Source organism: Nonomuraea sp. NPDC051298 (assembly GCF_055586305.1).
In genome coordinates this window covers 25,012-48,571 of sequence record NZ_JBVJIM010000041.1, presented here as the reverse complement: position 1 = coordinate 48,571, position 23,560 = coordinate 25,012, and the positions used below count along the sequence as shown (strand labels likewise).

General features: G+C 69.8%; 21 protein-coding genes and 1 pseudogene. 14 read left to right on the top strand and 8 right to left on the bottom strand.

What is annotated here, in order from left to right; all coding sequences use genetic code 11:
- Window positions 1–425: 425 nt before the first annotated feature.
- Window positions 426–1,031 (top strand): DUF6461 domain-containing protein, encoded by a 606-nt coding sequence (locus tag ACZ6S0_RS50560; protein ID WP_465927904.1) that lies wholly within the window; start codon window positions 426–428, stop codon window positions 1,029–1,031.
- Window positions 1,032–1,214: 183 nt separating this feature from the next.
- Here ACZ6S0_RS50560 and ACZ6S0_RS50555 read toward each other — a convergent pair whose 3' ends face one another.
- Together ACZ6S0_RS50555 and ACZ6S0_RS50550 are read right to left on the bottom strand one after the other, a co-directional pair.
- The gene (locus ACZ6S0_RS50555) at window positions 1,215–1,562 is read right to left on the bottom strand and encodes a protein kinase family protein (RefSeq protein ID WP_465927902.1); all 348 of its coding nucleotides are present in this window, start codon (window positions 1,560–1,562) and stop codon (window positions 1,215–1,217) included.
- A gap of 516 nt (window positions 1,563–2,078) precedes the next feature.
- On the bottom strand, window positions 2,079–3,383 hold the full coding sequence (locus ACZ6S0_RS50550; protein ID WP_465927899.1) for a M50 family metallopeptidase: 1,305 nt from the start codon (window positions 3,381–3,383) through the stop codon (window positions 2,079–2,081).
- 399 nt (window positions 3,384–3,782) lie between these two features.
- Between ACZ6S0_RS50550 and ACZ6S0_RS50545 the strand changes: the two genes are divergently transcribed.
- Together ACZ6S0_RS50545 and ACZ6S0_RS50540 are read left to right on the top strand one after the other, a co-directional pair.
- Entirely contained in the window at window positions 3,783–6,947 is a 3,165-nt protein-coding gene (locus ACZ6S0_RS50545; RefSeq protein WP_465927897.1) for a S8 family peptidase, read from the top strand.
- Between the two features lie 145 nt (window positions 6,948–7,092).
- Window positions 7,093–7,665 carry a DUF6506 family protein gene (locus ACZ6S0_RS50540; RefSeq protein WP_465927895.1) on the top strand — a complete coding sequence of 191 codons (573 nt, stop codon included), beginning with the start codon at window positions 7,093–7,095 and terminating at the stop codon, window positions 7,663–7,665.
- A 699-nt stretch (window positions 7,666–8,364) separates the two neighbouring features.
- Here ACZ6S0_RS50540 and ACZ6S0_RS50535 read toward each other — a convergent pair.
- On the bottom strand, window positions 8,365–8,805 hold the full coding sequence (locus tag ACZ6S0_RS50535; protein ID WP_465927893.1) for a YybH family protein: 441 nt from the start codon (window positions 8,803–8,805) through the stop codon (window positions 8,365–8,367).
- Between the two features lie 236 nt (window positions 8,806–9,041).
- Here ACZ6S0_RS50535 and ACZ6S0_RS50530 point away from each other — a divergent pair, with 236 nt between their 5' ends.
- Both ACZ6S0_RS50530 and ACZ6S0_RS50525 read left to right on the top strand, forming a co-directional pair.
- Entirely contained in the window at window positions 9,042–10,058 is a 1,017-nt protein-coding gene (locus ACZ6S0_RS50530; protein WP_465927891.1) for an NADP-dependent oxidoreductase, read from the top strand.
- 48 nt (window positions 10,059–10,106) lie between these two features.
- On the top strand, window positions 10,107–10,499 hold the full coding sequence (locus ACZ6S0_RS50525; RefSeq protein ID WP_465927889.1) for a MerR family transcriptional regulator: 393 nt from the start codon (window positions 10,107–10,109) through the stop codon (window positions 10,497–10,499).
- Between the two features lie 21 nt (window positions 10,500–10,520).
- Here the strand turns inward: ACZ6S0_RS50525 and ACZ6S0_RS50520 are convergent, their stop codons facing one another.
- Together ACZ6S0_RS50520 and ACZ6S0_RS50515 are read right to left on the bottom strand one after the other, a co-directional pair.
- Window positions 10,521–11,498: an aldo/keto reductase gene (locus ACZ6S0_RS50520; RefSeq protein ID WP_465927887.1), complete on the bottom strand. Its 978-nt coding sequence runs from the start codon at window positions 11,496–11,498 to the stop codon at window positions 10,521–10,523.
- Window positions 11,499–11,597: 99 nt separating this feature from the next.
- Window positions 11,598–12,200 carry a TetR/AcrR family transcriptional regulator gene (locus ACZ6S0_RS50515; RefSeq protein WP_465927885.1) on the bottom strand — a complete coding sequence of 201 codons (603 nt, stop codon included), beginning with the start codon at window positions 12,198–12,200 and terminating at the stop codon, window positions 11,598–11,600.
- Window positions 12,201–12,464: 264 nt separating this feature from the next.
- Here ACZ6S0_RS50515 and ACZ6S0_RS50510 point away from each other — a divergent pair.
- The 3 genes and pseudogenes from ACZ6S0_RS50510 to ACZ6S0_RS50500 all read left to right on the top strand — a co-directional run.
- Window positions 12,465–13,478, top strand: a pseudogene (locus ACZ6S0_RS50510) (IMP dehydrogenase); the annotation flags it as partial.
- On the top strand, window positions 13,447–13,764 hold the full coding sequence (locus ACZ6S0_RS50505; RefSeq protein WP_465927906.1) for an IMP dehydrogenase: 318 nt from the start codon (window positions 13,447–13,449) through the stop codon (window positions 13,762–13,764). The pseudogene ACZ6S0_RS50510 and the gene ACZ6S0_RS50505, both read left to right, overlap by 32 nt.
- A gap of 97 nt (window positions 13,765–13,861) precedes the next feature.
- Window positions 13,862–14,437, top strand: coding sequence for a helix-turn-helix domain-containing protein (locus ACZ6S0_RS50500; protein ID WP_465927883.1), 576 nt, complete (start codon window positions 13,862–13,864; stop codon window positions 14,435–14,437).
- Window positions 14,438–14,526: 89 nt separating this feature from the next.
- Here the strand turns inward: ACZ6S0_RS50500 and ACZ6S0_RS50495 are convergent, their stop codons facing one another.
- A complete protein-coding gene (locus ACZ6S0_RS50495) occupies window positions 14,527–15,966 on the bottom strand; it encodes a DHA2 family efflux MFS transporter permease subunit (RefSeq protein WP_465927881.1) in 1,440 nt (479 codons plus the stop codon).
- 145 nt (window positions 15,967–16,111) lie between these two features.
- Here ACZ6S0_RS50495 and ACZ6S0_RS50490 point away from each other — a divergent pair, with 145 nt between their 5' ends.
- Window positions 16,112–16,678: a TetR/AcrR family transcriptional regulator gene (locus ACZ6S0_RS50490; RefSeq protein ID WP_465927879.1), complete on the top strand. Its 567-nt coding sequence runs from the start codon at window positions 16,112–16,114 to the stop codon at window positions 16,676–16,678.
- Between the two features lie 13 nt (window positions 16,679–16,691).
- On the opposite strand, the gene ACZ6S0_RS50485 is transcribed toward ACZ6S0_RS50490, so the two are convergent.
- A complete protein-coding gene (locus ACZ6S0_RS50485; RefSeq protein WP_465927877.1) occupies window positions 16,692–17,348 on the bottom strand; it encodes a TetR/AcrR family transcriptional regulator in 657 nt (218 codons plus the stop codon).
- Window positions 17,349–17,473: 125 nt separating this feature from the next.
- On the opposite strand from ACZ6S0_RS50485, the gene ACZ6S0_RS50480 reads away from it, so the two are divergent.
- From ACZ6S0_RS50480 to ACZ6S0_RS50470, 3 genes are all read left to right on the top strand, one after another.
- Window positions 17,474–17,848 carry a nitroreductase family deazaflavin-dependent oxidoreductase gene (locus tag ACZ6S0_RS50480; protein ID WP_465927875.1) on the top strand — a complete coding sequence of 125 codons (375 nt, stop codon included), beginning with the start codon at window positions 17,474–17,476 and terminating at the stop codon, window positions 17,846–17,848.
- Window positions 17,849–17,929: 81 nt separating this feature from the next.
- The gene (locus tag ACZ6S0_RS50475; protein ID WP_465927873.1) at window positions 17,930–19,891 is read left to right on the top strand and encodes a S9 family peptidase; all 1,962 of its coding nucleotides are present in this window, start codon (window positions 17,930–17,932) and stop codon (window positions 19,889–19,891) included.
- Between the two features lie 102 nt (window positions 19,892–19,993).
- Window positions 19,994–21,274, top strand: a complete 1,281-nt coding sequence (locus ACZ6S0_RS50470; protein ID WP_465927871.1) for an acyltransferase family protein — start codon at window positions 19,994–19,996, stop codon at window positions 21,272–21,274.
- Window positions 21,275–21,307: 33 nt separating this feature from the next.
- Here the strand turns inward: ACZ6S0_RS50470 and ACZ6S0_RS50465 are convergent, their stop codons facing one another.
- Window positions 21,308–21,442 carry a hypothetical protein gene (locus tag ACZ6S0_RS50465; RefSeq protein WP_465927869.1) on the bottom strand — a complete coding sequence of 45 codons (135 nt, stop codon included), beginning with the start codon at window positions 21,440–21,442 and terminating at the stop codon, window positions 21,308–21,310.
- A gap of 135 nt (window positions 21,443–21,577) precedes the next feature.
- Here ACZ6S0_RS50465 and ACZ6S0_RS50460 point away from each other — a divergent pair, with 135 nt between their 5' ends.
- Both ACZ6S0_RS50460 and ACZ6S0_RS50455 read left to right on the top strand, forming a co-directional pair.
- The gene (locus tag ACZ6S0_RS50460) at window positions 21,578–21,973 is read left to right on the top strand and encodes a hypothetical protein (RefSeq protein WP_465927867.1); all 396 of its coding nucleotides are present in this window, start codon (window positions 21,578–21,580) and stop codon (window positions 21,971–21,973) included.
- 113 nt (window positions 21,974–22,086) lie between these two features.
- A complete protein-coding gene (locus ACZ6S0_RS50455) occupies window positions 22,087–23,529 on the top strand; it encodes a serine hydrolase domain-containing protein (protein ID WP_465927865.1) in 1,443 nt (480 codons plus the stop codon).
- Window positions 23,530–23,560 lie beyond the last annotated feature (31 nt).

Sequence of the window (23,560 nt, the reverse complement as noted above, 5' to 3'; positions counted from 1 at the left end):
TCACACCGGCGTCACGCTGACACAGCACCCCGAGATAGCCATGTACCGACACGAACTATCACGGTCCGTCACCACCGAAAGTGGGCCAGAGTCGATCACTGGACAGACCCCCGTACCCTACAGGGAAACTCCGCGACATGATCCAGCCACACGAAGGATGTTTTGTGCCGAGTTCGCCGGTGCGTCGTGGGCGAACTACCTGTGCACTCCAGACGGGGGCGTTCACGAATGGCACGGACGAGGGGGAGTGAGGACCGAGAAGATCGCCTCCCAGCTTGCCCGTGATCGTTTCCCGGGCTCGGAGGCACTTTCCAGACTCCCCATCACGTCGATCAGGAACGTCGGCGCTCGCCGGTAGCGTGACGTCCGCACCGTCGAACACAGCTACCACCGATCGAGCGAGGCCATCCGTGACACGTGCGACAATGCAGGATTACCTGTGGTGGGAGCAGTTCCGAAGCAGCCTTGGCGTCTCGGGGTTCTGCTTCACCCTTGTTGCCGGTCTGCAGCCCGCGGAGGTGTTGGAGCGCCTCGCGGTCAAACCGGACGAACCTCTACAGGCACCGGGCTACATCGAGGTGGGCCCTGCTGAGGGCGGCTCGGTCATCATCGAGCCTGCAGGCTACATGGGGATCATGCGCGACGCGGTTCGCCCGCTGTCGACGGCTACTGTGCTGGCCAGTGTTCACAACAATGTCAATCAGCACGCCAGGTTCATCTACGCCGTCGATGGAAAGGTGGTCACTGGTCTCGATCCGATGTTCCCGGACGAGCCGCGCTGGGGTGCCGAACCGGACCGGCTCCTGTCACATCTGGAAGACCTCGGGCTGGTCGATGAGTTCGATGAGGATGACGAGGAATGGCAAGCGCTCGGTGGGCGGTTCGTCGAGGCGGCGTTGGCGCTGGCCGAACGCTGTACTGGCATCCGGCTGACACCTGAGCAGGTACGCGGCCCGCTACCGCATGCGGCTTCCGTCGCGCACCTGTATGAGGTCCGGGACGGACAGGCTCCCGCGCTGGCCTGCTGGTAGCACCTATCTGCGGCTCCAGGGTGCGCACAGCGCCGAAGCCGGACGAAGCGAAGCTGACGAAGGACGCGCCTGGCGACTCGCCGTCCCAGCACCCAGCGTGCCCCCGGGCCCCATACCCGGTTTCGAGCAGGACGACGAGGGCGTGACCGTCGAGTCGGCCGACACGGAACGGCTGCGTTCGCGCTACCTCGTCGGCGTGACGGCCTCGGCGGCGATCCATCGCACCGCGTCAACAGGTAAGGTCCCTGCCTCGCCGACGAGTTCGGCCAAGCTGGGTGCCGGAATGAACTCGATGGCCAGCCAGGGGCGCTTCGCCGTCGCGTCGGAGGCCAGGACCTTGGCCGTGTACGTGCTCTCGACGCGTCCGGCCAGCTCCGCCTCGCGGGCGAACCGGTCCCGGTCAGGCTTGCTGACGAAGCCCTCGGCGAGGAGCGTCTTGACCGCGACCAGAGGGTGGTCCACCACAGTTCCGGTGGGTCCGGCGGCGCCCGCTGCCGCCTCCTCCTGCCGTGCGAGATAGATGCGGCCCATCCCGCTCACTCCTCATGCGTGTCCCCCATCGGTGCTGTTCGCGAGCGTCCCGTGCGGCTTGTGCGTCCCTGCGTGCTGTGATCAAACCGTGGCTGGTCTCGGACGTGAGGCAGGGCGTGGTGACGTGGTGGCCGCCGAGGGTTGTGCAGATCCGGCAGGTACGTACTGTTGCCATTTTCGATGGGTAACGGACCAGCCCGCGGCCACGCAGGCAACCCGGCGGTTGGCCAGAGGGGCGGCCGTCGTTGCCCGTCTCTGTGGGCTGCGTGTCCATGGTTGACGGCGTGGTGAGGATCGCTGCCTTGCGTTCGGCGATGATCTCGGTCACCGGCTTTCGGGATGCAGCACCTTGACCGCTACCACACGCCCGCCCAACCGACCCCCACAAGCTGGTAGGGGTCTACCTTGCGGGGGGGCCGGCCGCCCGCAGAGGAATGCTCATGACGTCTCCGAGGTGGCAGACGTTCCACATGAGTCGAAGAGCCCGGCGCGGGTCTATCGGCACGAACCGGGCTGTCAGTTCGTCAGTGTGAGCGGGTTGACCAGGTCGGCGAAGACGAGCAGACCCGCCATGACCATCATCACCAGGGCCGCCGCGTACGTCAGCGGCAGCACCTTGGCGATGTCGACGTGCTTGGGCTTCGGCCGCCGCATGACCTTGGCGTGGGCCCGCTTGAGACCCTCCCAGAGCCCGCCCGCGATGTGCCCGCCGTCGAGCGGCAGTAGCGGGATCAGGTTGAACAGGCCGATCGCCAGGTTGAAGCCGGCCAGCAGGTTGACGAAGGTGGCGATCTTCTCCTCGTTGGACAGGCCGGAGGTCAGGATCTCGCCGCCCATGCGGCCCGCGCCGACCATGCCCACCGGGCCCTCGGGGTCGCGTTCCTCGCCGGAGAAGGCCGCGTGCCAGATGCCGACCATCTTCTCCGGCAGGTTGAAGATCGAGCCTGCCACCCTGGCCGTCTGCTCGCCCATGTAGCCGATCACCTGGCCGACGCTCTGCCGCTCCATCACCCTGGTGGGCCGCACGCCGAGGAAGCCGACGTTCTTGTCGGTCTTCTCGGGGTCTTCGAGGTTGGGCTGGTCCTGGGCGATGAGCGTGACGTCGAACGTCATCGGCTCACCGTCACGCACGATGCCGAGCTTGACCGGGCCGGCGCCGTGGGAGCGGATCAGGCGCTTGGCGTCTTCCCAGGAGGCGATCGTGGCGCCGTCGAAGGAGACCATGTGGTCGCCCGGTTCGAGGCCCGCCTGCGCTGCCGGGGTGGACTGGTCGCCGGGCTCGCAGACGGTGCGCTGCTCGGAACTGGGGATAACGCACGTTTTGGTGGTGGGCGCGACGATCGGGGCGTCGGCGGGCAGGCCGATGCCGACCAGCAGGATGGTGAAGAAGACGAACGCCAGCACGAGGTTCATCAACGGCCCGCCGGACATGATGATGACCTTCTGCCACCACTTCTTGCGGTAGAAGACGCGGTTCTCGTCGCCTGGACGCACCTCTTCCAGCGCGGCCTCGCGGGCGGACTCGATCAGCCCCTGGAATGGTCCCGTCGCCGTGCTCCTGACCTTGGCGGGGTCCTCTCCTGGGCGCGGCGGCAGCATCCCGATCATGCGGATGTAGCCGCCGAACGGGATCCACTTGATGCCGTACTCGGTCTCGCCCTTGCGCCGGGACCAGGCCGTGGGGCCGAAGCCCACCATGTACTGGGTCACCTTGACGCCGAAGAGCTTGGCCGGCACCAGGTGGCCGAGCTCGTGCAGCGCGATGGACATCATCAACCCGAGGAGGAAGAGGATGATCCCCACGACGTAGAGCCAGTTCATCTAGGGGCGCTCCTCGGCACGCGACAAGGACAGATGTGAAGGAAGAGACGAAAGGTGCGAAGCCCCAATGTAGTCGAACTCGCCACAGGCCACCCTGCGATCCAGGCGGCAACGGCTCAGGCCGAGCTGGAGATGGGCAGTCTGATTCACCAGATCAGCGCATGCCCTTGTAGAAGCGCTGGTGGATCTCGCCCTACCACGTCCTGCTCCCCGGCCGCGCCGACCAGGTCAACGTTTTCGGCCGGACGGCGGCAGTCTTGCGCGAACCAGACCTCACCCGCCCATCACCGTCACCGTCACCCGGAAAATCACTGGCGCCGTGCAACCTGGCACGGCCTCCCGAGCGTATGGCAATAGCGAGTGATCATCGCCGACGGATTCGGAATGGGAGAAGACGGAGTGCGAAAGACGACGACGAGAGCGGCGGGCGCGTTCCTGCTGGTCGCCGCGTCCATCATCGTGTTACCCGCAGCTCACGCGAGCGCCGGGGGAGCGGGGAACGCCCGCAGTGTCACCCTGATCACCGGCGACCGGGTGGTCCTCGCACCGGACGGAAGTCCCCTGATCGCGCCGGGCGAGGGAAGGGAGGGTGTCGACTTCCACACCTTCGGCAGCGGCGAGCGGTTGCGGGTCGTGCCGGGTGACGCGATCGAGCCCCTGCGGCAGGGCCGCCTGGATCCGCGCCTGTTCGAGGTGAACGCGCTGGCCGAGTCCGGTTACGACGACCGGCGTCAGGACCTGCCGCTCATCGTCACCGGCGCGCCCGCGCCCAGGTCGTTGCGCGGTGGGACGGGGCAGCGGGCACTGGCCGCGGTCGGCGGCTTCGCCGTGCGGCAGGACAGGGCGCAGGCCGTCCGGTTCTGGCAGGACCTGAGAAACGTCGAGGGCAAGATCTGGCTCGACGCGCGCGTCGAGCTGTCCCTCGACACCAGCGTCAAGCAGATCGGCGCTCCCGCGGCCTGGGCGAAGGGGCTGACCGGCGCGGGGGTCAAGGTGGCGGTGCTGGACACCGGCATCGACAGTGCCCATCCGGACCTGGCCGGGAAGGTGGTCGCGCGGGCGGACTTCACCGAGACGCCCGACGAACGGGACGTGGCCGGGCACGGCACGCACGTGGCGTCCACCATCGCGGGCTCCGGAGCGTCCTCCGACGGCAGGTATCGCGGGGTGGCGCCGGACGCCCAACTGCTGGACGGCAAGGTGTGCGAATCGGATTTCTGCACCTACTCCGCCATTCTGGCCGGGATGCAGTGGGCCGCCGACCAGGGCGCCCGGGTGGTCAACCTGAGCCTGGGCGGCCCGGACGAGCCCGGTCTCGACCCGATGGAGGAGGCCGTCCAGCGACTGAGCGAGAGCCACGGCACGCTGTTCGTGGTCGCGGCGGGCAACGACGGGGCCGACCGTTCGGTCAGCTCCCCCGCCAGCGCGGACGCCGCCCTGGCCGTGGGGGCCGTGGACAGGGCGGACCGGCTGGCGGGCTTCTCCAGCAGGGGTCCGCGCGTGGGCGACTCCGGGCTGAAGCCGGAGATCACCGCGCCGGGCGTGGAGATCACCGCCGCGCGGAGCAAGGACAGCGCGGGCAGCGGTCCGTACGTGGCCATGTCGGGGACCTCGATGGCGACCCCGCACGTCGCGGGAACGGCCGCGCTGCTGGCGGGCGCGCACGCGAGCTGGAAGGCGGCGGAGCTGAAGGCCGCGCTCATGGGCTCGGCCAGGCCCGCTCCCCAGACGGAGGTGTTCTCCCAGGGAGCGGGACGCGTGGACGCCGAGCGGGCGGTCACGCAGGCGGTGACCGCGGACCCGCCCGGCCTGGGGTTCGGCCTGCAGCGCTGGCCACACACCGACGACGAGGTGCTCACCAGGAAGCTCACCTACCGCAACCACGGTGATACGCCGGTCACCCTCGACCTCGGCGTCACGTCGGGCACGACCTTCTCCGTGAGCCCGGCCACGCTGACGGTGCCCGCGAACGGACAGGCGGAGGCGACGGTGACGGCGGACACGCGTACCGGCGAGCCTGACGGCTTCCTCGGCGCTTTCGTCGAGGCCAAGGGGCCGGGCGGCGTCGTGGTGAGCACGCCCGCCGCGGTGGAGAAGGAGATCGAGAGCTACGACCTGACCGTCAACCAGACCGACCGGTCGGGCAAGCCGACGGCCAGCTACCAGATGGTGATCTGGCGGCTGGACGCCGCGGAACCGTCGCCTCAGGTGTTCTGGCCGACCGAGAGTTCGATGACCTTCCGCCTGCCCAGGGGCGAGTACCTGCTGGACACCACCATCCTGAGCGAGGACGGCGTGGCGCTGCTGGTGCAGCCACGCCTGCGCCTGGACAGGGCGTGGACCGTCGAGGCGGACGCCCGGCTGGGCCGACCCACGTCGATCCGCCCGCCCACGTCCGGCGCGGTGCTGAAGGAGGGCAGCGTCGCGTACTCGTTCAGGACGCCCGACCGGTCGCACTTCAGGGGCTGGTACCCGCGGAACTTCGCCAGGGCGTTCACCGCGCAGCTCGGCCCCGAGCAGGCAGAAGAAGGCCTGCTCACCCGGGTGAGCGCGCACTACCAGGCGGGTGAGGACAGTTACCAGCTCGCCTGGTTCGAGCGGGACCGCATGATCACCGGCTATGACCGGGCGGTGGATCCCAAGGATCTGGCGCGCGTACGTGTCGACGTCGCGGAGCATCTGCCGGGCGCCCACGTGCTGGTGGGCCGTCAGGCCGTGCCGAGCCAGGGCGTCTTCCTGACGCGTCCCAGCGTGAACGAGCTCACCTCGCCGTCGACGTCGACCGAGTACGTCAACACCGACGAAGGCATCCGCTGGTCCGCCATCATGGCCGAGCTCGGGGTCGACGGCCAGGTCACCTCGTTCTCGTCCGCTCCCGTGCGGTTGCGTCCGGGCAGCGTCACCACGGAGTTGTGGAACCGTGGCGTGTTCGGCCCCTCACTCCCGTCAGGGGACCAGCCGCGCGAGCCCGCGAGCCGCACCGGCGACGTGATCGCGGTGAATCTGCCGATGTTCGGCGACGGGCGCGGGTCGATCGGGGATTCGGGGCCGGCCACCGAGCATGTATCCCTCTACCGTGATGGCGCGCTCGTCGGCGAGAGCGACTGGCTGACGGAGTGGTTCACCGTGCCGCCGGGCGCGGGGACGTACCGGCTGGTCGCGGACGCGGAGCGGGGAAAGTCCGTGTTGTCCACGCGCAGCTCGGCGGCGTGGACGTTCCGGTCGGAGAGTACGAGCTCGCCGACCCGGCTGCCGCTGTCCGTGGTGCGGTTCACCCCGGACCTCGACGCGCGGAACTCCGCTCCGGCCGGGCGGCGCTTCGTGGTGCCGTTCACCGTGCAGCGGCTGGCCGGGAGCGCGGCGGGCCCGGCGCGTGAGGTGGTCGTGGAGGTGTCCTATGACGACGGCGTGACCTGGAGTCGGGCGAAGGTCGCCGGGTCCAAGGTCGTCCTGGACCATCCCGGGCGCAGCGGGTTCGTGTCGCTTCGGGCAGGTTCGACCGATGTTCACGGCAACACGGTGGAGCAGAGCGTGATCCGCGCCTACCGGATCACCGCGCCGTAGTGGTACGTCGCTCCCGGCGGTCCCCGCCGGGAGCGACCTTTCAGCGGTGGTAGTAGCTGGGGCGGGTGGCCGGTCCGGACGGCGACCGCACCCGCGTTGCCGATCGGCTTGACCTCAAGCTTGGTTGAGGTGAAAGGCTCTGGGCATGAGCCAAGACAGGGTGATCATTTATGAGGAGGTCGGCGCCGACCCGTCGATCGACGTCATGACCGTCCAGAACGGCAGCGGGCGCACGCGCGTACGGGCCGTCGGCGAGCCTGGGCAGATGGTGGATCTCGTATCCCGGCTGGTCGCCGAAGGGGTGGACCACGTCGAGCTGTGCGGCGCGTTCGGCGCGGTCTGGCACGCCGAGGCCGGCCGGGCGGTCGGCGGTGAGGTGCCGGTGGGGGCCGTCTACTACGGGTTCGAGTCGCTGACGGGCGTGGCCTCGTACAAGGCGCGTTTCGAGGCGGGGGAGACGCTGTCGGAGGCGTTCATCATCGTGCACGAAGGTGCCGATCCGGCGGTCGACGTGGTGGTGCACGAGAGGGGTGACGGTGGCAGGACGACTCTCGTCGCGGTCCCCGACGAGACCGTCGCCGGCGAGGTGGCCGGGAAGATGGCGAGCGAGCTGCAACTGATCGAGCTGTACGGAGGATCCGGGCCCGAGGGCGCCGAACCGGTCATACGCGCCGTGGACAGCCGGGTGCCGGTCGGCGTCACCGCATACCGGCGGTAGCGGACGGGTCGCTCACACCGTCCCAAAGGGAGTCCGCCGACTCCGACGTGATCGACGCCGTGGCCACGTCACCGCCGCGTGGGTGCGTGCAACGCTCGTCGATCACGCGCGAGCCGAACGTCCTGATCCCGACCAGGTCCAACCGGACCTCTCCGGAGACCCGGCGGCAACGGGCCAAGCCCGACCGCCCTGTGCCGCCAGGTCTCCGCCCGAAGCGGGGACCTGCTCCTGCGGCACCCGCGTCGACGGCGGGTGAACCCTGCACCGGATCCGCACCAATGCTGCGCATCGCCCGCAAACACGTCTGCTTTGATGACGCCGTGACCGAGCGGAGAACGCCACGAACGCGCGAGGTCTACTGGACGTTCGGATGCGGGCTCTCCGCGATCATCGCCATCGCGTGCGCGACGTTCGGGACCTTCCTCGACATCCACCTGGTGGCTCGCGCGCAGCTCTACTGCCTGGGCGACCTGAGCTCCGGCGAGAAGTTCGCCGGTGCCGTCTGGGCTCTGAGCCGGATCGTGACCTTTCCGATCGTCTCGGTACTGTCGGCGGTTGTCGCGCAGTCATTTCACCTGCTGACCCGGCTGCCCTGGTTGGCCGGACGTTTGTGGTCGGGCGCCGTACTGCTTGCTCTCACCGTCGCCGGCTCCATCGCCGGACCCGTAGCCCTGATCATGTTACGACCTGTACGACTGGTCAGGGCTCGAGGTCGGCCACGCCCTTGCCGCTCGCGGTGTCGTACGGCACGGAGGCCTGGTCGTGCACGATCAACCAATGGTCGTCGCTCTTCCTGAAGCAGAACGTGGCCCGGACCCACATGCCACTCGTCACCGTCCCGTTCCGCAGCGTGCCACTGAGCCGACCGAAACCGTGGCCGAATGCCACGTCACCGCCCACGGTGATGGTCAGGTCGCGAAGCTCATAATCCACATCCTGGAAGAACGCGAACGCCCTCGTCCAGTTCTCCATCTTCGCCTCTACCCCCACGTGCTGCAGCGGCGGCTCGACGTCGAAGGAGACGACGTCTGTCGCGTAAAGCCGCCTCAGGCCGTCGAGGTCCTTGGCGCGGATTCCTTCGACGATCCTCTCCACCTGCTGCTTGATCTTGGCTTCGTCTACCTCGCGGTGCGCAGACATCGCTACCCATCACTTCCCATCGGTGTGGAATCTCGGCTTTTCACCAGACCGACGGCACAGCACCCCGGAATGTCAGGCCCGATGGACCGAAACGAGGACGCGGTTACGCCGTGCGGGCTTGGACGATGGCCGAGCAAAGCCCGCCGCCCCGTGCGAAGCCGCGGGCAGGCGGCTTGACCTTCACGTATGGGTCAATCCCTACGGTCATCGGTATGGACGCACCTTCGAAAGGCACGATGCTCTCCGGCACCTCCCGCACCGGGCTGGAGGTCAGGCTTGCCGCACGCCCGGAGGGCCTGCCCGCTCCCGGCGACTTCGAGATCGCCGAGGTCTCCGTCCCTGATCCGGCGGTGGGTCAGGTACTGGTCCGCAATCTGTTCATGTCGCTCGAGCCCGGCATGCTCATGTTGATCGCGGGGATCTCTGGTCTGCCGATGCCCCGCTACGAGGTCGGCAAGGTGCTGTACGGAGCCGCCATCGGTGAGGTGGTGACCTCTGCCGACCCGTCACTGGGCGCAGGCGACCTGGTGAGGCATCGGTTCGGCTGGCGCGAGTACGCCGTGGCGCCAGCCGGGCTGTTTCGCCGCGTTGGCCGCGACGCCTATTCGACGCCTTCCATCTACCTCGGCTCCGGGCTGGTCGCGTACGTCGGGCTCATGGATGCCGCGGAGCTACGGCCGGGCGACACCGTCTTCGTCTCCAGCGCGGCCGGAGCGACCGGAAACCTGGCCGGTCAGATCGCCCGGCTCAAGGGGGCGTCCCGGGTGATCGGCAGCGCCGGATCACCCGGGAAGGTCGCCCGTCTGACCGGCGAACTCGGGTTTGACGCGGCCTTCGACCATCACGACGGCCCGATCGCGGACAGGCTGCGCGCGGCCGCCCCCGAAGGCATCGACGTCTACTTCGACAACGTGGGCAGCGAACAGTTGCGTGCCGCGATCGAGGTCATGAACCCGCATGGCCGCATCGCGCTGTGCGGAGCCCTCAGCCGGCAGGGCACGAGCAGTCCTGGCGACGGGCCTGGCGACCTGCTCAGCGTGATCGGCAAGCGTCTCACCATGCGCGGCTTCACCACGAGCGATCATCTTGACCGTGCTCCGGAGTTCGACAGGCAGTTCCGTACCTGGCTGAGCGAAGGCGCGATCGTCTACGACGAGACGGTGATCGACGGGCTCGCGAACGCGCCGCAGGCCCTCCTCGGTCTCGTGAAGGGCGCATACACCGGGAAGACGGTGGTGCGGCTCGGGACTTGACCTTGATGTGTACGCGAAGCCGTGCGGTTGGACTCGGAGGTGTCTGTGATGCTCATCGGTGAACTGGCCGCGGAGGCCGGGACCACGACCCGTGCCCTGCGCTACTACGAGGAGCAGGGCCTGCTGGAGTCCGGCCGTACGACTGCGGGGTATCGCGTGTACGAGCCCAGTGCGACCCTCCGCGTCCGCAATATCCGCGTGCTGCTGGCCTGCGGGTTCACCGTGGAAGACGTGAAGTCGTTCCTGGACTTCCTCGACGCCGAGCTGCCCGAGGTGTTCTGCGACGTGCCGCCGTGCGCCGCCGGGAACGCCGTCGCCGCGCAGCGGGTGGCTGAGCTGGAGGAGCGCATCGCCGCTCTCACTCGGCTGCGCGACAGCCTCGTCCACCGCATGCCCTGGCTGGCGGCGCCCGCCGACACCGCACGGTCGGCCGCGCGCTGATGGAGCCGGGTCGGGCGCGGGTCAGAAGCCGGAGGCGGGGCGTGCGGTGTAGTGCTCCTCCAGCCGGGTCAGCTCTTCGGCGCTGAGCTTGAGGTCGGCAGCGGCGACGGCGTCGGTGAGGTGGTGCGGCTTGGTGGTGCCGATGATCGGCGCGGTGACGGCCGGCTTGTGCATCACCCAAGCCAGCGCCACCTGGGCGCGGCTGACGCCGCGCTCCGTGGCGATGGCGGCGACCGCGTCGATGATCTGCCGGTCGGCCTCCGCGGTCTGGCCGTAGAGAACCTGGCCGGAGCTGTCGGTGTGGCTGCGCATGGTCTGCTCGTTCCGGTCGCGCGTCAGTTGGCCGCGGGCCAGCGGACTCCAGGGGATCACGCCGATGCCCTGGTCCAGGCAGTACGGCAGCATCTCCCGCTCCTCCTCGCGCTGAAGCAGGTTGTACTGGTTCTGCATGGACACGAACCGGGTCCAGCCGTGCAGGTCCGCGGTGTGCTGCAACTGGGCGAACTGCCAGGTCCACATCGAGGACGCGCCGATGTATCGGGCTTTGCCGGCCTTCACCACGTCGTGCAGGGCCTCCATGATCTCCTCGGCCGGGACGTTCGGGTCGAGCCGGTGGATCTGGTACAGGTCGAGGTAGTCGGTGCCCAGCCGGCGCAGGCTCTCGTCCACCTGGGTGAGGATCGCCGCCCGGGACAGGCCACCGCCCTTCGGCCCGGGGCCCATCGTGGCGTACACCTTGGTGGCGATGACCACCTCGTCCCGCTGGGCGAACTCGCGCAGCAACTGGCCGGTGATCTCCTCGCTGGTGCCGCGACCGTACATGTTGGCGGTGTCAAAGGTCGTGATCCCGGACTCGATGGCCTGCTTGAAGTACGGCCGTGACTCATCGACGCCGAAGGACCACTGATGGGTGCCGCGAGCCGGATCGCCGAAACTCATGCAGCCCAGCACGACCTTGGAGATCGACAGCCCGCTCTTGCCCAACCGGATGTACTGCATGGCGAGAGATCCTTTGCCCTCCGTGACTTAACGTTCGTTCACTTATGGAGGGTAGCGCAGCCCTGCGTGCCCGCGCGCACGGACGGCAGGTGACCGAGGTCATTCCGTGACGAGCCAGACCACTTCGTCGACGAAGTCGAGGAGGACCTCGGCCGCCACCGGGTCCCCGGAGGCATGCCAGAGCGCGACCCGGCCGTGGGCGGCCGTGAAAACCAGGACCGCGGCTCGCCGCGCGGGCAGCCGCAGCCGCACGCCGGCCCGCCGGCAGTCCTCGAACGCCGTGGCCACCTTGGTCACGAGGTCGATCATCGGCCCGGTCCTGGGCGTCGTCAGCGGCTGATGGTTGATCATCAGGCGGTAGTGGCCGGGGTTGTCCACCACGAACTGGCAGTAGGCCCGCACCTGGGCCCGCACCCGCTCCAGCGCGGCGTCCCTCGGGCACGACTCGTCGGCCTCGGCCATGGCCTGCGAGATCTGCTCGTAGTCGTACCCGATCAGGCCCTTGACCAGTGCGGACTTGTCGGCGAAGTGCTGGTAGATGGCGGCCGGCGAGATGCCTGCGGCGCGTGCCACGCCGCGGATCGTCAACCCCTCCTCGCCGCCCAGCTCGGACAGCAGGCGCGCGGCCCCCTCCAGGATCTCCAGACGGAGCCGGTCACCTTGCCCTCGTGGGTTGCGCGCGCGCTGCGATGTCTCGGCCACGAGGCACTGTAACCGGTAACGACCGCGCCTGCCGGACGGCCGACGCCGCCTGCACCGTTTTCGCGCGCCGGGCCTTGTCTGGAAGCGCCACACCCCAACACTTAATGAACGTTCACTTACAGAGGGTTGCCGAGCTGCTGCGGGAGGGTGTCGGCGCCCCTGATTTCGTCAGGGATGAGGTGATCGATAGGGTGCCAGGTCACGACCGCACCCTGTTCCGACATCGGGGCGGTCCGGCCCCGGTCGACGGATCAGGAGGAACGAGTGGCACAGATCATCGCCGAGGTCTCACGGACGTTCAACGAGTATCTGCTCCTGCCGAACCGGACCCGTACCGACTGCTCGCCTGCGACGGTCGACCTGCGCACGCCCTTGGTGCGGCACTTCGGAGGCGAGGTGTCGGCGATCGAGCTGCACGTCCCGTTCACCTCCGCGATCATGCAGGCCGTGGGCACGCCCGATCTCGCGATCGCGCTCGCGCGCAACGGCGGTCTCTCCTTCCTGCACCACAACCAGCCGGTCCTGGACCAGGCGGCCGCGGTCCGGCAGGTGAAGAACTTCAAGGCCGGGTTCGTCACCAGCGACACGAACGTCCGCCCCGACGACAGTCTGAGCCTCCTGGCGGACGTCATGCGCCGCACCGGCCACAGCACCGCCGCGGTCACCCACGACGGGACCGCCACCGGCCGCCTCCTCGGGCTGGTGACGTCCCGCGACTTCCACCCCCAACGCCACGACCTCGACGGACCGGTCAGCGGCCGGATGACCGCCCTGGCCGACCTTCCCCATGCGGGACCCGACATCACGCTCTCCGAGGCCAACGCCCGGCTGTGGGACGAACGCCTGGACTGCCTGCCGGTGCTGGACGCCGAGGGCGGCCTGCTGCATCTGGTGTTCCGTTCCGACTACACCGACAACAAGCGCTTCCCGCACCAGGTCGTGGATGCCGCCAAGCGCCTGCGGGTGGGCGCGGGCGTCAACACTCACGACTACCGGGAGCGCGTCCCCGCCCTGCTCGAAGCGGGCGCGGACGTGCTGTGCCTCGACTCCTCCGACGGCTACAGCGACTGGCAGGCACAGGCGCTGGCCTGGGTGAAGAAGCACTATCCGGAGATCCCGGTCGGCGGCGGCAACGTGGTCGACGGCGAGGCGTTCACCTTCCTCGCCGAGGCCGGCGCCGACTTCGTCAAGGTCGGCGTGGGCGGCGGCTCCATCTGCGTCACCCGCGACCAGAAGGGCATCGGCCGTGGCCAGGCCAGCGCGGTTCTCGACGTCTCCGCGGCTCGGGACGCCTTCCCGGGAGCGCAACTGGCAGCGCTACGGTCAGGGAGGCCAGGGGCTGGTCTTCGAGGAAGGGGTCGACGGCTACGTCCCCTACGCCGGCGACCTCGACGAAGGACTCGCCCTGACGATCGCCAAGCTCAAGACCACGATGGTCTCCTGCGGCTCCGTCACCCTGCCGGAGTTCCAGTCCACCGCCCGGCTCACCCTGGTCTCGGACCAGAGCTTCCAGGAGAACCACGCCAGCGTCACCCTGCGCGACACCCCGCCCACGCTGACCTGAGAGGCTGTCGTCTCGGGACGAGCCTGTCCCGCCGGGGTCGTCCGCGCGGTCGCTCGCAGTTTTGGCGAACGTTAGCACCGCATGAGATCGTTCTGGCATGGACACCTTGGAGCTGCTGGAACTGCTCGCGCATCCGGTGCGGCTGCGGATCGTGCACGCGATGCGCGGCGGCCGTGAGCTGACCACCGCCCAGTTGTGCGAGCGGATCCCCGACGCATCCAAGGCCATGGTCTACCGGCACGTCGACCTGCTCGCGGCCAGCGGGATCCTGGAGGTGGCCGGCGAACGGCGGGTGCGTGGCGCGGTGGAACGCCGCTACCGGCTCCGCCTCGACCGGGCCGTCGTCGACGCCGAGGCGGTCGCGGCGCTGTCGGCCGACGACCACCGGCGGCTCTTCGCCACGTCGATGGCCGTTCTGACGGCCGAGTTCAACGCCTACCTCGACCGCGACGACGCCGACCCGACGGCCGACCTCGTCGGTTACCGGCAGCACGCCGTCTGGCTCACCCACGACGAGCTGGAGAAGCTGATCGGCGAGATGCGCCGGGCCATCCTGCCCGTGCTGGCCAACGAGCCGACGCCGGAACGCGCCCAGTACCTGCTCAGCCCGATCCTCTTCCCGGTCGAAGAGCGCGGGCAGTCCGCTGCCCACGATCTGACCCGGTACTCCTGAGGGCCGCCGAGGGCGGCGGAGACGAAGCTGCGCTGATGGGCCTTGAGCCTGCCCAGGTCCGTGTCGGCGAAGCGGCGGGGGTCGGCGGGTCAGCGCCGTGGTGCGGAGTCTGCTGCGGGCTTGGACTTCACCAGCCACAGGCCGGTGAACACGGCACCGGCCAAGGTGACGGCGCCGGCCGCGAGGAAGGCGCTGTTGAGACCGTCCTCGAAGGAGGCGCCTCCTGACTCCCGGGTGCGGACGACGGCTCCGAGCACCGCCACGCCGAGCACCGCGCCGATCTGCCGGGTGGTGCTGCTGACGCCCGACGCGAGGCCGCCCTCCTGCGGGCTGACCGACTGGATGGTCGCGCCGGTCAGCGGGGACATCGTCAACGCGAAACCGACGCCGACGATCGCCAGCCGCCACCACACGTTCCCGTAGCCGGTGTCGGCGTGCACCAAGCCCAGCGCCAGCAGCCCCGATCCGGCCAGGAGCAGGCCGACGGTGACCACGACCCGGAAGCCGTGCCTGGCGGCGAGCCGGCCCGCGAACGGGCTGACGACCACCATCGCGAGGGCGGTGGGCAGGGTCTGCAGTCCTGCGAGCAGGATCGAGCTGCCCTGGACGTACACGAAGAACTGGGAGAAGAAGAACGACGAGCCCATGAGCGCGAACCCCACCACGACCATCGCCGCGTTGGACACCGTGAACAGCCGCTGCCGGAACAGCCGCAGCGGCAGCATCGGCGTCGAGCTACGCGCCTCGACTACGACGAAGACGGCGATGATCAGCATCGCGGCGGCGAAGCTGCCCAGGACGACCGGCGAGGTCCAGCCGCGCGAGCCGCCCTCGATCAGCCCGTAGGTCAGCGCCCCCACGCCCAGGACCGACAGGACCGTCCCCTGGACGTCGATCGCGGGGGCGGCCGGGTTGCGGGACTCGTCCAGGATGCGCAGACCGGCCAGCAGCAGGATCACGCCGATGGGCACGTTGACCAGGAAGATGGCGGGCCAGCCGAAGGCGTCCGTCAGCACGCCGCCGGCCAGGGGCCCGGCGGCCAGGCCGATTCCGCTGAACCCCGCCCACAGCCCGATCGCCCTGACGCGCTCGTGCGGAGCGGGATACACGTTGGCGAGCAGGGCCAGCGAGGCGGGGCTCAGCGCCGCGGCCCCGATGCCCTGCAGCACCCGTCCGACGATGAGCCAGCCGATCGAGGGCGCGAAAGCGCACAGCACGGACGCGACCGTGAACACGGCGACGCCGGCCAGGAACACCCGCTTGCGGCCGAAGCGGTCGGCGAAGACGCCGCCGGACAGCAACAGCATGGCGACCAGCAGCACGTACGCGTCCACGATCCACTGCAGCCCGGTCAACTGAACCTGCAACCGCTCCTGCATGTCGGGCAGAGCCGCACCGACGATCGTGTTGTCGAGCAGCACCATGAACTGCCCCAGGCAGGTCACCGCGAGCAACGCCGCCCGGTTCGGTGGCACGCCCGCGGCCACCGGCGACGCCGCCTTCGTGGTGGTGCTTTCGTGTGCGGTCAACGCTGGTTCCCCCCATGCGTTCGAAGTCCCGGCGGCGGCGAGGGCCGCCCGAGACACGTCAAACGCAGCCATCGACTGCGTTAAGGAGGACTGTAGGGCTGCTCGTCCCGCAAACGCAAGTGAACGCTGCGTTAAGGTGGGAGGCATGGACGAGCGACAGCGAGCCCGGCGGCCCGGCGGGCGCAGCGCCCGCGTCTCCGCGGCGGTGCACCAGGCCGTCACCGACCTGGTGAGAGAGCGCGGCTACGGCAACTTCACGGTCGGCGAGGTCGCGGCCCGCGCGGGCGTGGCCGACACCAGCGTCTACCGCCGGTGGGGCAACCTGGAAAACCTGCTCACCGACGTGACACTCACGCGCCTCAACGCGCGGTCACCGATGCCGGACACCGGGAGCCTGGCCGGCGACCTGCGCGCCTACGCGGCCAACGTGGCCCGCGAGATCACCGGGCCCGACGGCCTGGCGGTGCTGCGCCTGGTCATCGCCCTGTCCGGCAAGGGCCAGCAGGGCGAGGAGGCGCGTGACGACTTCCTCGCCGAACGCGCCCGGCAACTGCAGTCCATGCTCGACCGTGCCCGCGAACGCGGCGAGGACGCGCCCGACGCGCTCGGCGTCCTCGACCACCTCATGGCCCCGATGTACATCCGCGTCCTGTTCGACCTGGGCCCGCTCACCCCGGACTACGTGGACGGGCTGGTCGACCGGCTGCTGTGACCCGGAGTGAGCCTCACGCGGCGGTGCGGCGGGATTCGAGGGCGTCGAGGATCAGGTCCAGGCCGTAGTCGAACTCGCCCGTGTGGTCGTAGCCCGGCCGCAGGGCGTGGTCGACGATCATCTCCGTGAGGTACGGCAGCTCGTCCACCGGCAGGTCCCTGAGGATGCCGCCGGCCACGTCCTCGACGTCGTCCGGGGTCGTCACCGGCAGGTTCGCCTCCTGGAGGACGAATCCGCCGACGTAGCTGTCGATGAGCGAGACGGCGTGGGCGGCCATCGGCAGCGTGAACCCCGCCCTCCGCAGGACCCCGAGGACGGCGTCGTGGTGGCGGAGCGTCGCCGGGCCCGGGTTGCGCCGCGAGTCCATGAGGCCGAGGGCCCAACTGTGCCGCGACAGGACCGTACGCGCGGAGGAGGCGCGCGTACGGATCGCGTCGCGCCAGTCGTCGCACCCGGCCCTGGGGAGTTCGATCGCCGCGAACACCATGTCGACCACGCCGTCGAGGATCGCGTCCTTGTTCGGCACGTGGTGGTAGAGCGACATCGCCTCCACGCCCAGCTCCTGCGCGACCCGTCGCATCGTGATCGCCTCCACGCCGCCGCGATCGGCGACCCGGATCGCGGCTTGCAGGACGAGACCTCGGCTGAGCGGTTGCGGTGGCGGTGTCATGACGGCTCCGGGGTGCTGGACGGGTTGACAGCCTTACGAGCGTAAGCCAACCTTACAGGCGTACGCAGCCTTACTGGTGTAAGTCTTCGGATGGCAACCGTTCGCCACGAGACGAGGAGGTCCCGATGCCGATGCCCAAGTGGTGGGGGCACGTGAACAAGAAGGTGTTCAACCGTCGCGCGATCGCGGGCGGGAAGTGGCCGGTGCTGATTCACGTCGGTCGCGTGTCCGGCGCGACGTACCGTACGCCGCTCGACGCGCACCCCGTCGACGGCGGTTACCTGTTCGTACTGGTGTACGGATCGCGTTCCGACTGGGTGCGGAACGTGCTGGCGGCCGACGGCGCGCGGCTTCGGGTCGACGGGAGGGAGGTGGCGCTCGCCGCCCCGCGCCTGGTCGGGAGGGACGAGGCGTTCCTGGCCCTGCCCGCCGAGGTGGCCCGCCCGCCGAAAGTGCTCCGCATCACCGAGTTCCTCCGCATGGACCTCGCCGCGGGCTGAAGATCGTCCCCCGACGGGCACCTCGGCGATCTGCGGCGTGATCGTCATAGTGCCGGGCCCGACGCTGGAGGGACGATGGAGATGAACGAGATCACACCACGGTCGGTCGTGGACGGCGCCGTACCCCTGCATCCCGTGATCTCTCCGGACGGTCGCTGGGTCGCCTACCCGGTCACCCCGGTAGGACGGACGGGAGACCATCCGCAGAGCGCGATCTGGATCGCCGCCGCCGACGCGGGCACCCCGCCCAGAAAGCTGACCGAGGGAACGGCGAGAGACTTCCTCCCTCGCTGGGCGCCGGATTCGGCCTCGCTCTTCTTCGCCTCGGATCGGGGGAGCCGCGGCACCGTCCAGCTTCATCGGATCTCCCTCGACGGCGGCGCGGCGGAGGCGCTGACCGCCTGGCCCGGCGGCATCTCCGACCACCTCCCGCTCGCCGGCGGGCGGCTGGTCGCGGTGGTCGCGGTGTTCGCTGAGGAGCCCGCCGACGACGATCGCCCCGGCGGGGGAGACGTCAAGGTGTGGGGACAGGAGGTGCCCCACAGCCGGTTGTGGCTGCTCGACCTGGACACCGGACAGCCGCACGGGGTGGACGGCCTCGGTGACAGGCACGTCGTCGAGCTGGCGCAGCGTCCGGACGGGGGTCCGCTCGCGGTGCTCAGCCAGGCCACCCCGGAGCCCGATCCCGGCCGCCGAACCTGCGCGCTGCACGTGGTCGACCCGGAGACCGCCAAGGTCGGCGAACTCGGGCGGGCCGAGCTGGAGGCGTCCGCGCCCACCTGGTGGCAAGCGGACGGCGGCTGGCACCTGTGCTACCTGGCGACCACCCCGCCCGGCCCGGTGGGAGGTCGCGCGGTCTTCGACCTCGTGGTGCCGGAGACCGGCGGCGCGGCCGAACACCTCCCGGTGACCAGCGGCATGACCGTCTGCCCGACCGGCCTGGCGGGGGTCGGGGAGGGGCCGCCGCTGGCGCTGTTCGCCGACGGGCTCGACACCGCGATCCACCGGCTGGACCCCGCGACCCTCCGGTTCCAGCGGGTGTCCTCCCTTCAGGGCCTGGCCGCCTCGCTCACCGCGAGCCGCTCGGGCGGGGTCGTCGCCGCGCTGGTCAGCACGGCGTACGAGCCGATGAACGTGCACGCCGGGCCGCCTGCCGGCCGCCTCCTCCGGCTCAGCGACACCAGGCCGGAACTGCGCGAGGTCGCGTGGGGAAGGCAGGAACGCCTGTCGTACCGGGCGTCCGACGGGCTCGGCCTCGACGGGTTGCTGATCCTGCCGCCCGGACGTACCCGAGGCGACGGCCCGTTCCCGCTCGTCACGCTGGTGCACGGCGGCCCGTACGCCAGGCACGCCGACCAGTTCATGCTGGGCGTGATCCCCTCGGGGCAGTGGCTCGCGACCGCCGGGTACGCCGTCTTCCTGCCCAATCCACGCGGCGGCGAGGGCCACGGGCACGCGTTCGCGGCGGCGGTCGCGGGCGCGGTCGGCATGGAGGAATGGACGGACATCGTCACCGGCATCGACCTGCTGATCGCCGACGGCGTCGCCGATCCCGACCGGCTCGGGATCGGCGGGTGGAGCCACGGTGGGTTCATGGCCGCCTGGGCGGTGGGGCGGACGAGCCGGTTCAAGGCCGCGGTGATGGGCGCGGGCATCAGCGACTGGGGCATGCTCGTCGCGACCGGCGAAGGCGGAACCCTGGAGGCCGGGCTCGCCGGGAGCTGCGGCTGGGAGGGGACCGGCCCGCACCGGCACGACCGGCTCAGCCCCATCTCGTACGCGTCCGAGATCCGCACCCCGGTGCTGATCCTGCACGGCGAGGACGACACGAACGTGCCGGTCGGCCAGGCCACGTACTTCCACCGCGCGCTGCGGCGGTTCGGGATCGAACACGAGTTCGTCGTCTATCCACGGGAAGGCCACGCGATCCAGCGCCGTGACCACCAGCTCGACGTGCTCGAACGCACCCGCGCGTGGTTCGACCGCAAACTCGCCGACCCCACCCAGGGCTCGGGAAAGGGCCTTTCTGACCAGATCGGTTGACATTCCGGCCAGGGTGGGCACGGTTATGACGGGCGGGCCCGCACAGGTCGCGCTTCGGTCGCGGTCAGCGAGCATCCAGGTTTACCGCATAGCGTTACCTGAGTGTCTATCAACCTGGCCGCCAGGGAAGGCGGGCTGCAGACCCCGATCCAGACGCACGGGCCCCCGTCGGCCCGCCGGCAGACGTGGCTGGACGCCCTCCGCGGTGTGGCCGTACTCGCCGTGCTCTTCGAGCACCTGCTGGATCCGATCTTTCCCGAGGTGCGGGCGACGGTCAGCCCCTGGTTCGACCTGGGGCAGTACGGCGTGATGGTGTTCTTCCTGATCAGCGGCTACGTCGTGCCGGCCTCGCTGGAACGGCGCGGCAGCGTCGCCGGGTTCTGGATCGGCCGCGTGTTCCGGCTCTATCCCCTGTTCCTGCTCGCGGCGGTCCTCGCCACCGTGTTCGGCCTGGTCCAGGTCTACTCGTCGCTACCCGCCCAACTGGGCGAGTCTCCGGTCGTGTCCGGTCTCGCGCATCTGACGATGCTGCAGGACTTCGTCCAAGTGGTCAGCGTCATCAACGTGTTCTGGACGCTGTCGTACGAGATGGTGTTCTACCTGCTCGTGACCGCGATCTTCGTCCTCGGGCGGGGCCGTGGGGGCGGGACCGCCGGCACGCTCACCTTCGCGATGGCGGCCGTGCTCGTGGGCGGCACGCTGCCCGCCGGCGCGCTCTCACGCGGTCTCGGCGGTGACGTCGTCGTACTGATCGTGGCCGTGGTGCTGATGGCGGGCCTGGCCGCGGTCCTGGGCGGCGGGCACCGCGTACGGATGGGCGGCGCGATCACCGTCGCCGCCCTGGCCATCGTGCTGCTCGCGGTCAACAGCCGGGTCGGCGCCTGGCAGAGCCTGGCCATCGTGGCCACCATGTTCGCCGGGACCGCGCTCTCCCGGCTGGACGAGGGCCGCCTGCGGCGGGGGATCACGAGTTGGCTGATCGCGCTGGTGCCGGTCGTGTGCATCGCCGCCGCGATCTGGTTCGGCCCGGGCTGGGGGATGTCCGAGGAGAAGGCGCTGGCGTTCAGGTGGAGCTGGAGCGCCGCCGTGGCGGCGGCCTGGCTGACCTTCCTGCTCGCCCGGGCGCTGCGGTCGCGCGCCTGGCCGGGTCTGCTGGTGCGCCTCGGGCTGATCAGCTACTCCTTCTACCTGCTGCACCCCCTCGGGATCCAGGTCCTGCGGCGCCTGATCCCGCAGCCCGCGCCCGTGCCGCTCGGCGGGCGGATCGCGGCGTCGATCCTGCTGCTGGGCGTGGTGGTCGGCTGCGCCGCGCTGACGTACCGGTTCGTCGAGCTTCCGGCCCAGAACCTCGGCCGCCGCCTGGCCCGCTCGGTCGGCCGCTGACCCTGCCCCGGCCCGTCCGCGTCGCCGCCGCCGTCAGTGGAAACGTGGCGGCCCGTCGGCGGCGCGGACACCGGGAGAGGCGGCCACGCGCCGGGAAGCCGTCGCCGGTGGGCGGCGGCGGCGCGGACGGCGCAGTGCGGTGCCGGGGGCCAGGAGCACACCGATCATGCCGAGCCACCGGGGTGGCCAGGCCGGGTTGGGGGGTGCGCGGGCTTGGGCGCACCAGCGGATAGTGACATCAGGTGCGCGTAGCGTAACGCTTTGTGGCACAGGAGTATCTGTCCGCCGCACAAGTTAACCGGTATGGCCGGTTCGTGGCGGACCCGGACGCCGGAGGAACTGGAGAAGTTCTTCTTCCTGGACGCCGCCGCGCTGAAGGAAGCGCGGGACAAACGGCGCTTGCACAGCCGTCTGGGCTGGTCCATCCAGTGGGGCACTCGGGTGCCGGAGTTCTCCGCCTCCCGCTCGATCGCCTCCCGCACCGGGAAGGTCAATCGGCACGGACTCGCTTTCGCCGGTGAGCAGGTCCCGCAACCCTCCGAACAAGAGCGGGCCGCCAAAGAACAGTCCGGCGGCCATGCCACACCCGGTCACATCAATCGGGACCGGGCCGGGCACGCAGAGGAATACCAGCTCGACCACATCAAGGACCGCGCCCACCGACATCCCCACCAAGGCGCACGCACCACGACGGCCTGACACGGCCTGGAGTCCAGGCAGCACACTGCCCACGCGTTCGTAGCGGTTCCCCGTAACAAACGCGGAGGTTTCTCGCAATAGTGCATGAGAGAAGGCCCCAGTAGCTTCGGCAGGTGCTCAAAACCGCCCTTGCCGCAATCTGCCTCGCACTGGTCCCCACGTCGGTTCCCACGTCGGTTCCCACGTCGGTCGACGCCTACGTCGAGGAGTACCGCGCGGCCACGGGCCTGCCTGGCGTCACGGTGGCGATCACGAAACAGGGCAGGGTCATCCACACCCGCGGATACGGCAAGACCGCCACCGGTGAGCCCGTCACAGCCGACACCCCCATGGCGGTGGCCTCGGTCAGCAAGTCCTTCACCGCCTTGGCCGTCATGCAGTTGGCCGAGGCGGGCAAGGTAGCCCTCGACCAGCCAGTGCGCCGCTATCTGCCCGAGTTCACGATGGCCGACCCCCGGGCCGCGAAGATCACCGTACGGCAGTTGCTCAACCAGACCTCCGGCATGGCCGACTCGGCCTTCCACGAGAAGAGCCTGACTCAGCCTCAAACGCTCAAAGGCGCCGTGGCCCGGCTCAGGACGGCCAGGCTCGCCGCGGATCCCGGGACCGCCTTCAGCTATCACAACACCAACTACCAAGTCGCCGCCCGGCTCGTCGAAGTAGTCAGCGGCCAGCCGTTCGCCGCCTACCTCGACGCAAACGTGTTCGAACCCCTCGGCATGCGCAACACCACGACGATCGACACCGACCGCGACCTCCCCGACAGCGCCCGCGGCCACCTGTACGTACTCGGCCAGGCCGTCGCCGTGCCAGAGCCCTCCGCGTTCGGCAACGGCTCCGGCGGGGTCATCAGCACCGCCAACGACATGGCCAGATGGCTGATCGCGCAGAACACCGGTCTCCCGGGTCTCCTGTCCCCGCAGAGCGTCGAGGAGATGCGCACCGCCTCCAAGCAGAACCAGTACTACGCCCTCGGCTGGATGATCGACAAGACCGAACGAGGCACCTTCGTGCTCGAGCACGGGGGAGACCTGTTCACCTCCACCGCCCACCAACTGCTGATGCCCGGCTACGGCTACGGCATCGCCGTCATGGCCAACACCGGTATGGCCTTCTCCGACGCGCACACCCTCATGACGAGCCTGGTCCCCATCATCGAGGGCGGCACCCCGCAGTTGCCCTCCAGACAGCGATCGCTCCCCACCGACGCGCTCTTCGCACTGCTGACCCTGGTGACCATCGGGCTCGCGGTACGGGGCACGGCACGTGCCCGGCAATGGGCCGCGCGCCGCACGGGATGGCAGGTGTGGCGGCTGGCGCCATACCTGCTCCCGATCGGGTTGTGCGCGACGATCGTCCCGATCCATCGCATACTGGCACGCGGCCGCGACGCCGGCTGGGTCCAACTGGCCTACCTCTACCCGACGTTCATGCTCTGGCTGGTGACGGCCGCGGCCGCGGGCCTCACGGTGGTCGCCGCGCGCCTCTGGGGCGCAGCGCGGCGTGCGCGGCGGGTGGCGAGTCATACGTACGGATCTGTGGGAGCCGGGAGGTGAGATCCCTCCCGGCTACCCGACTGGGCGCCCC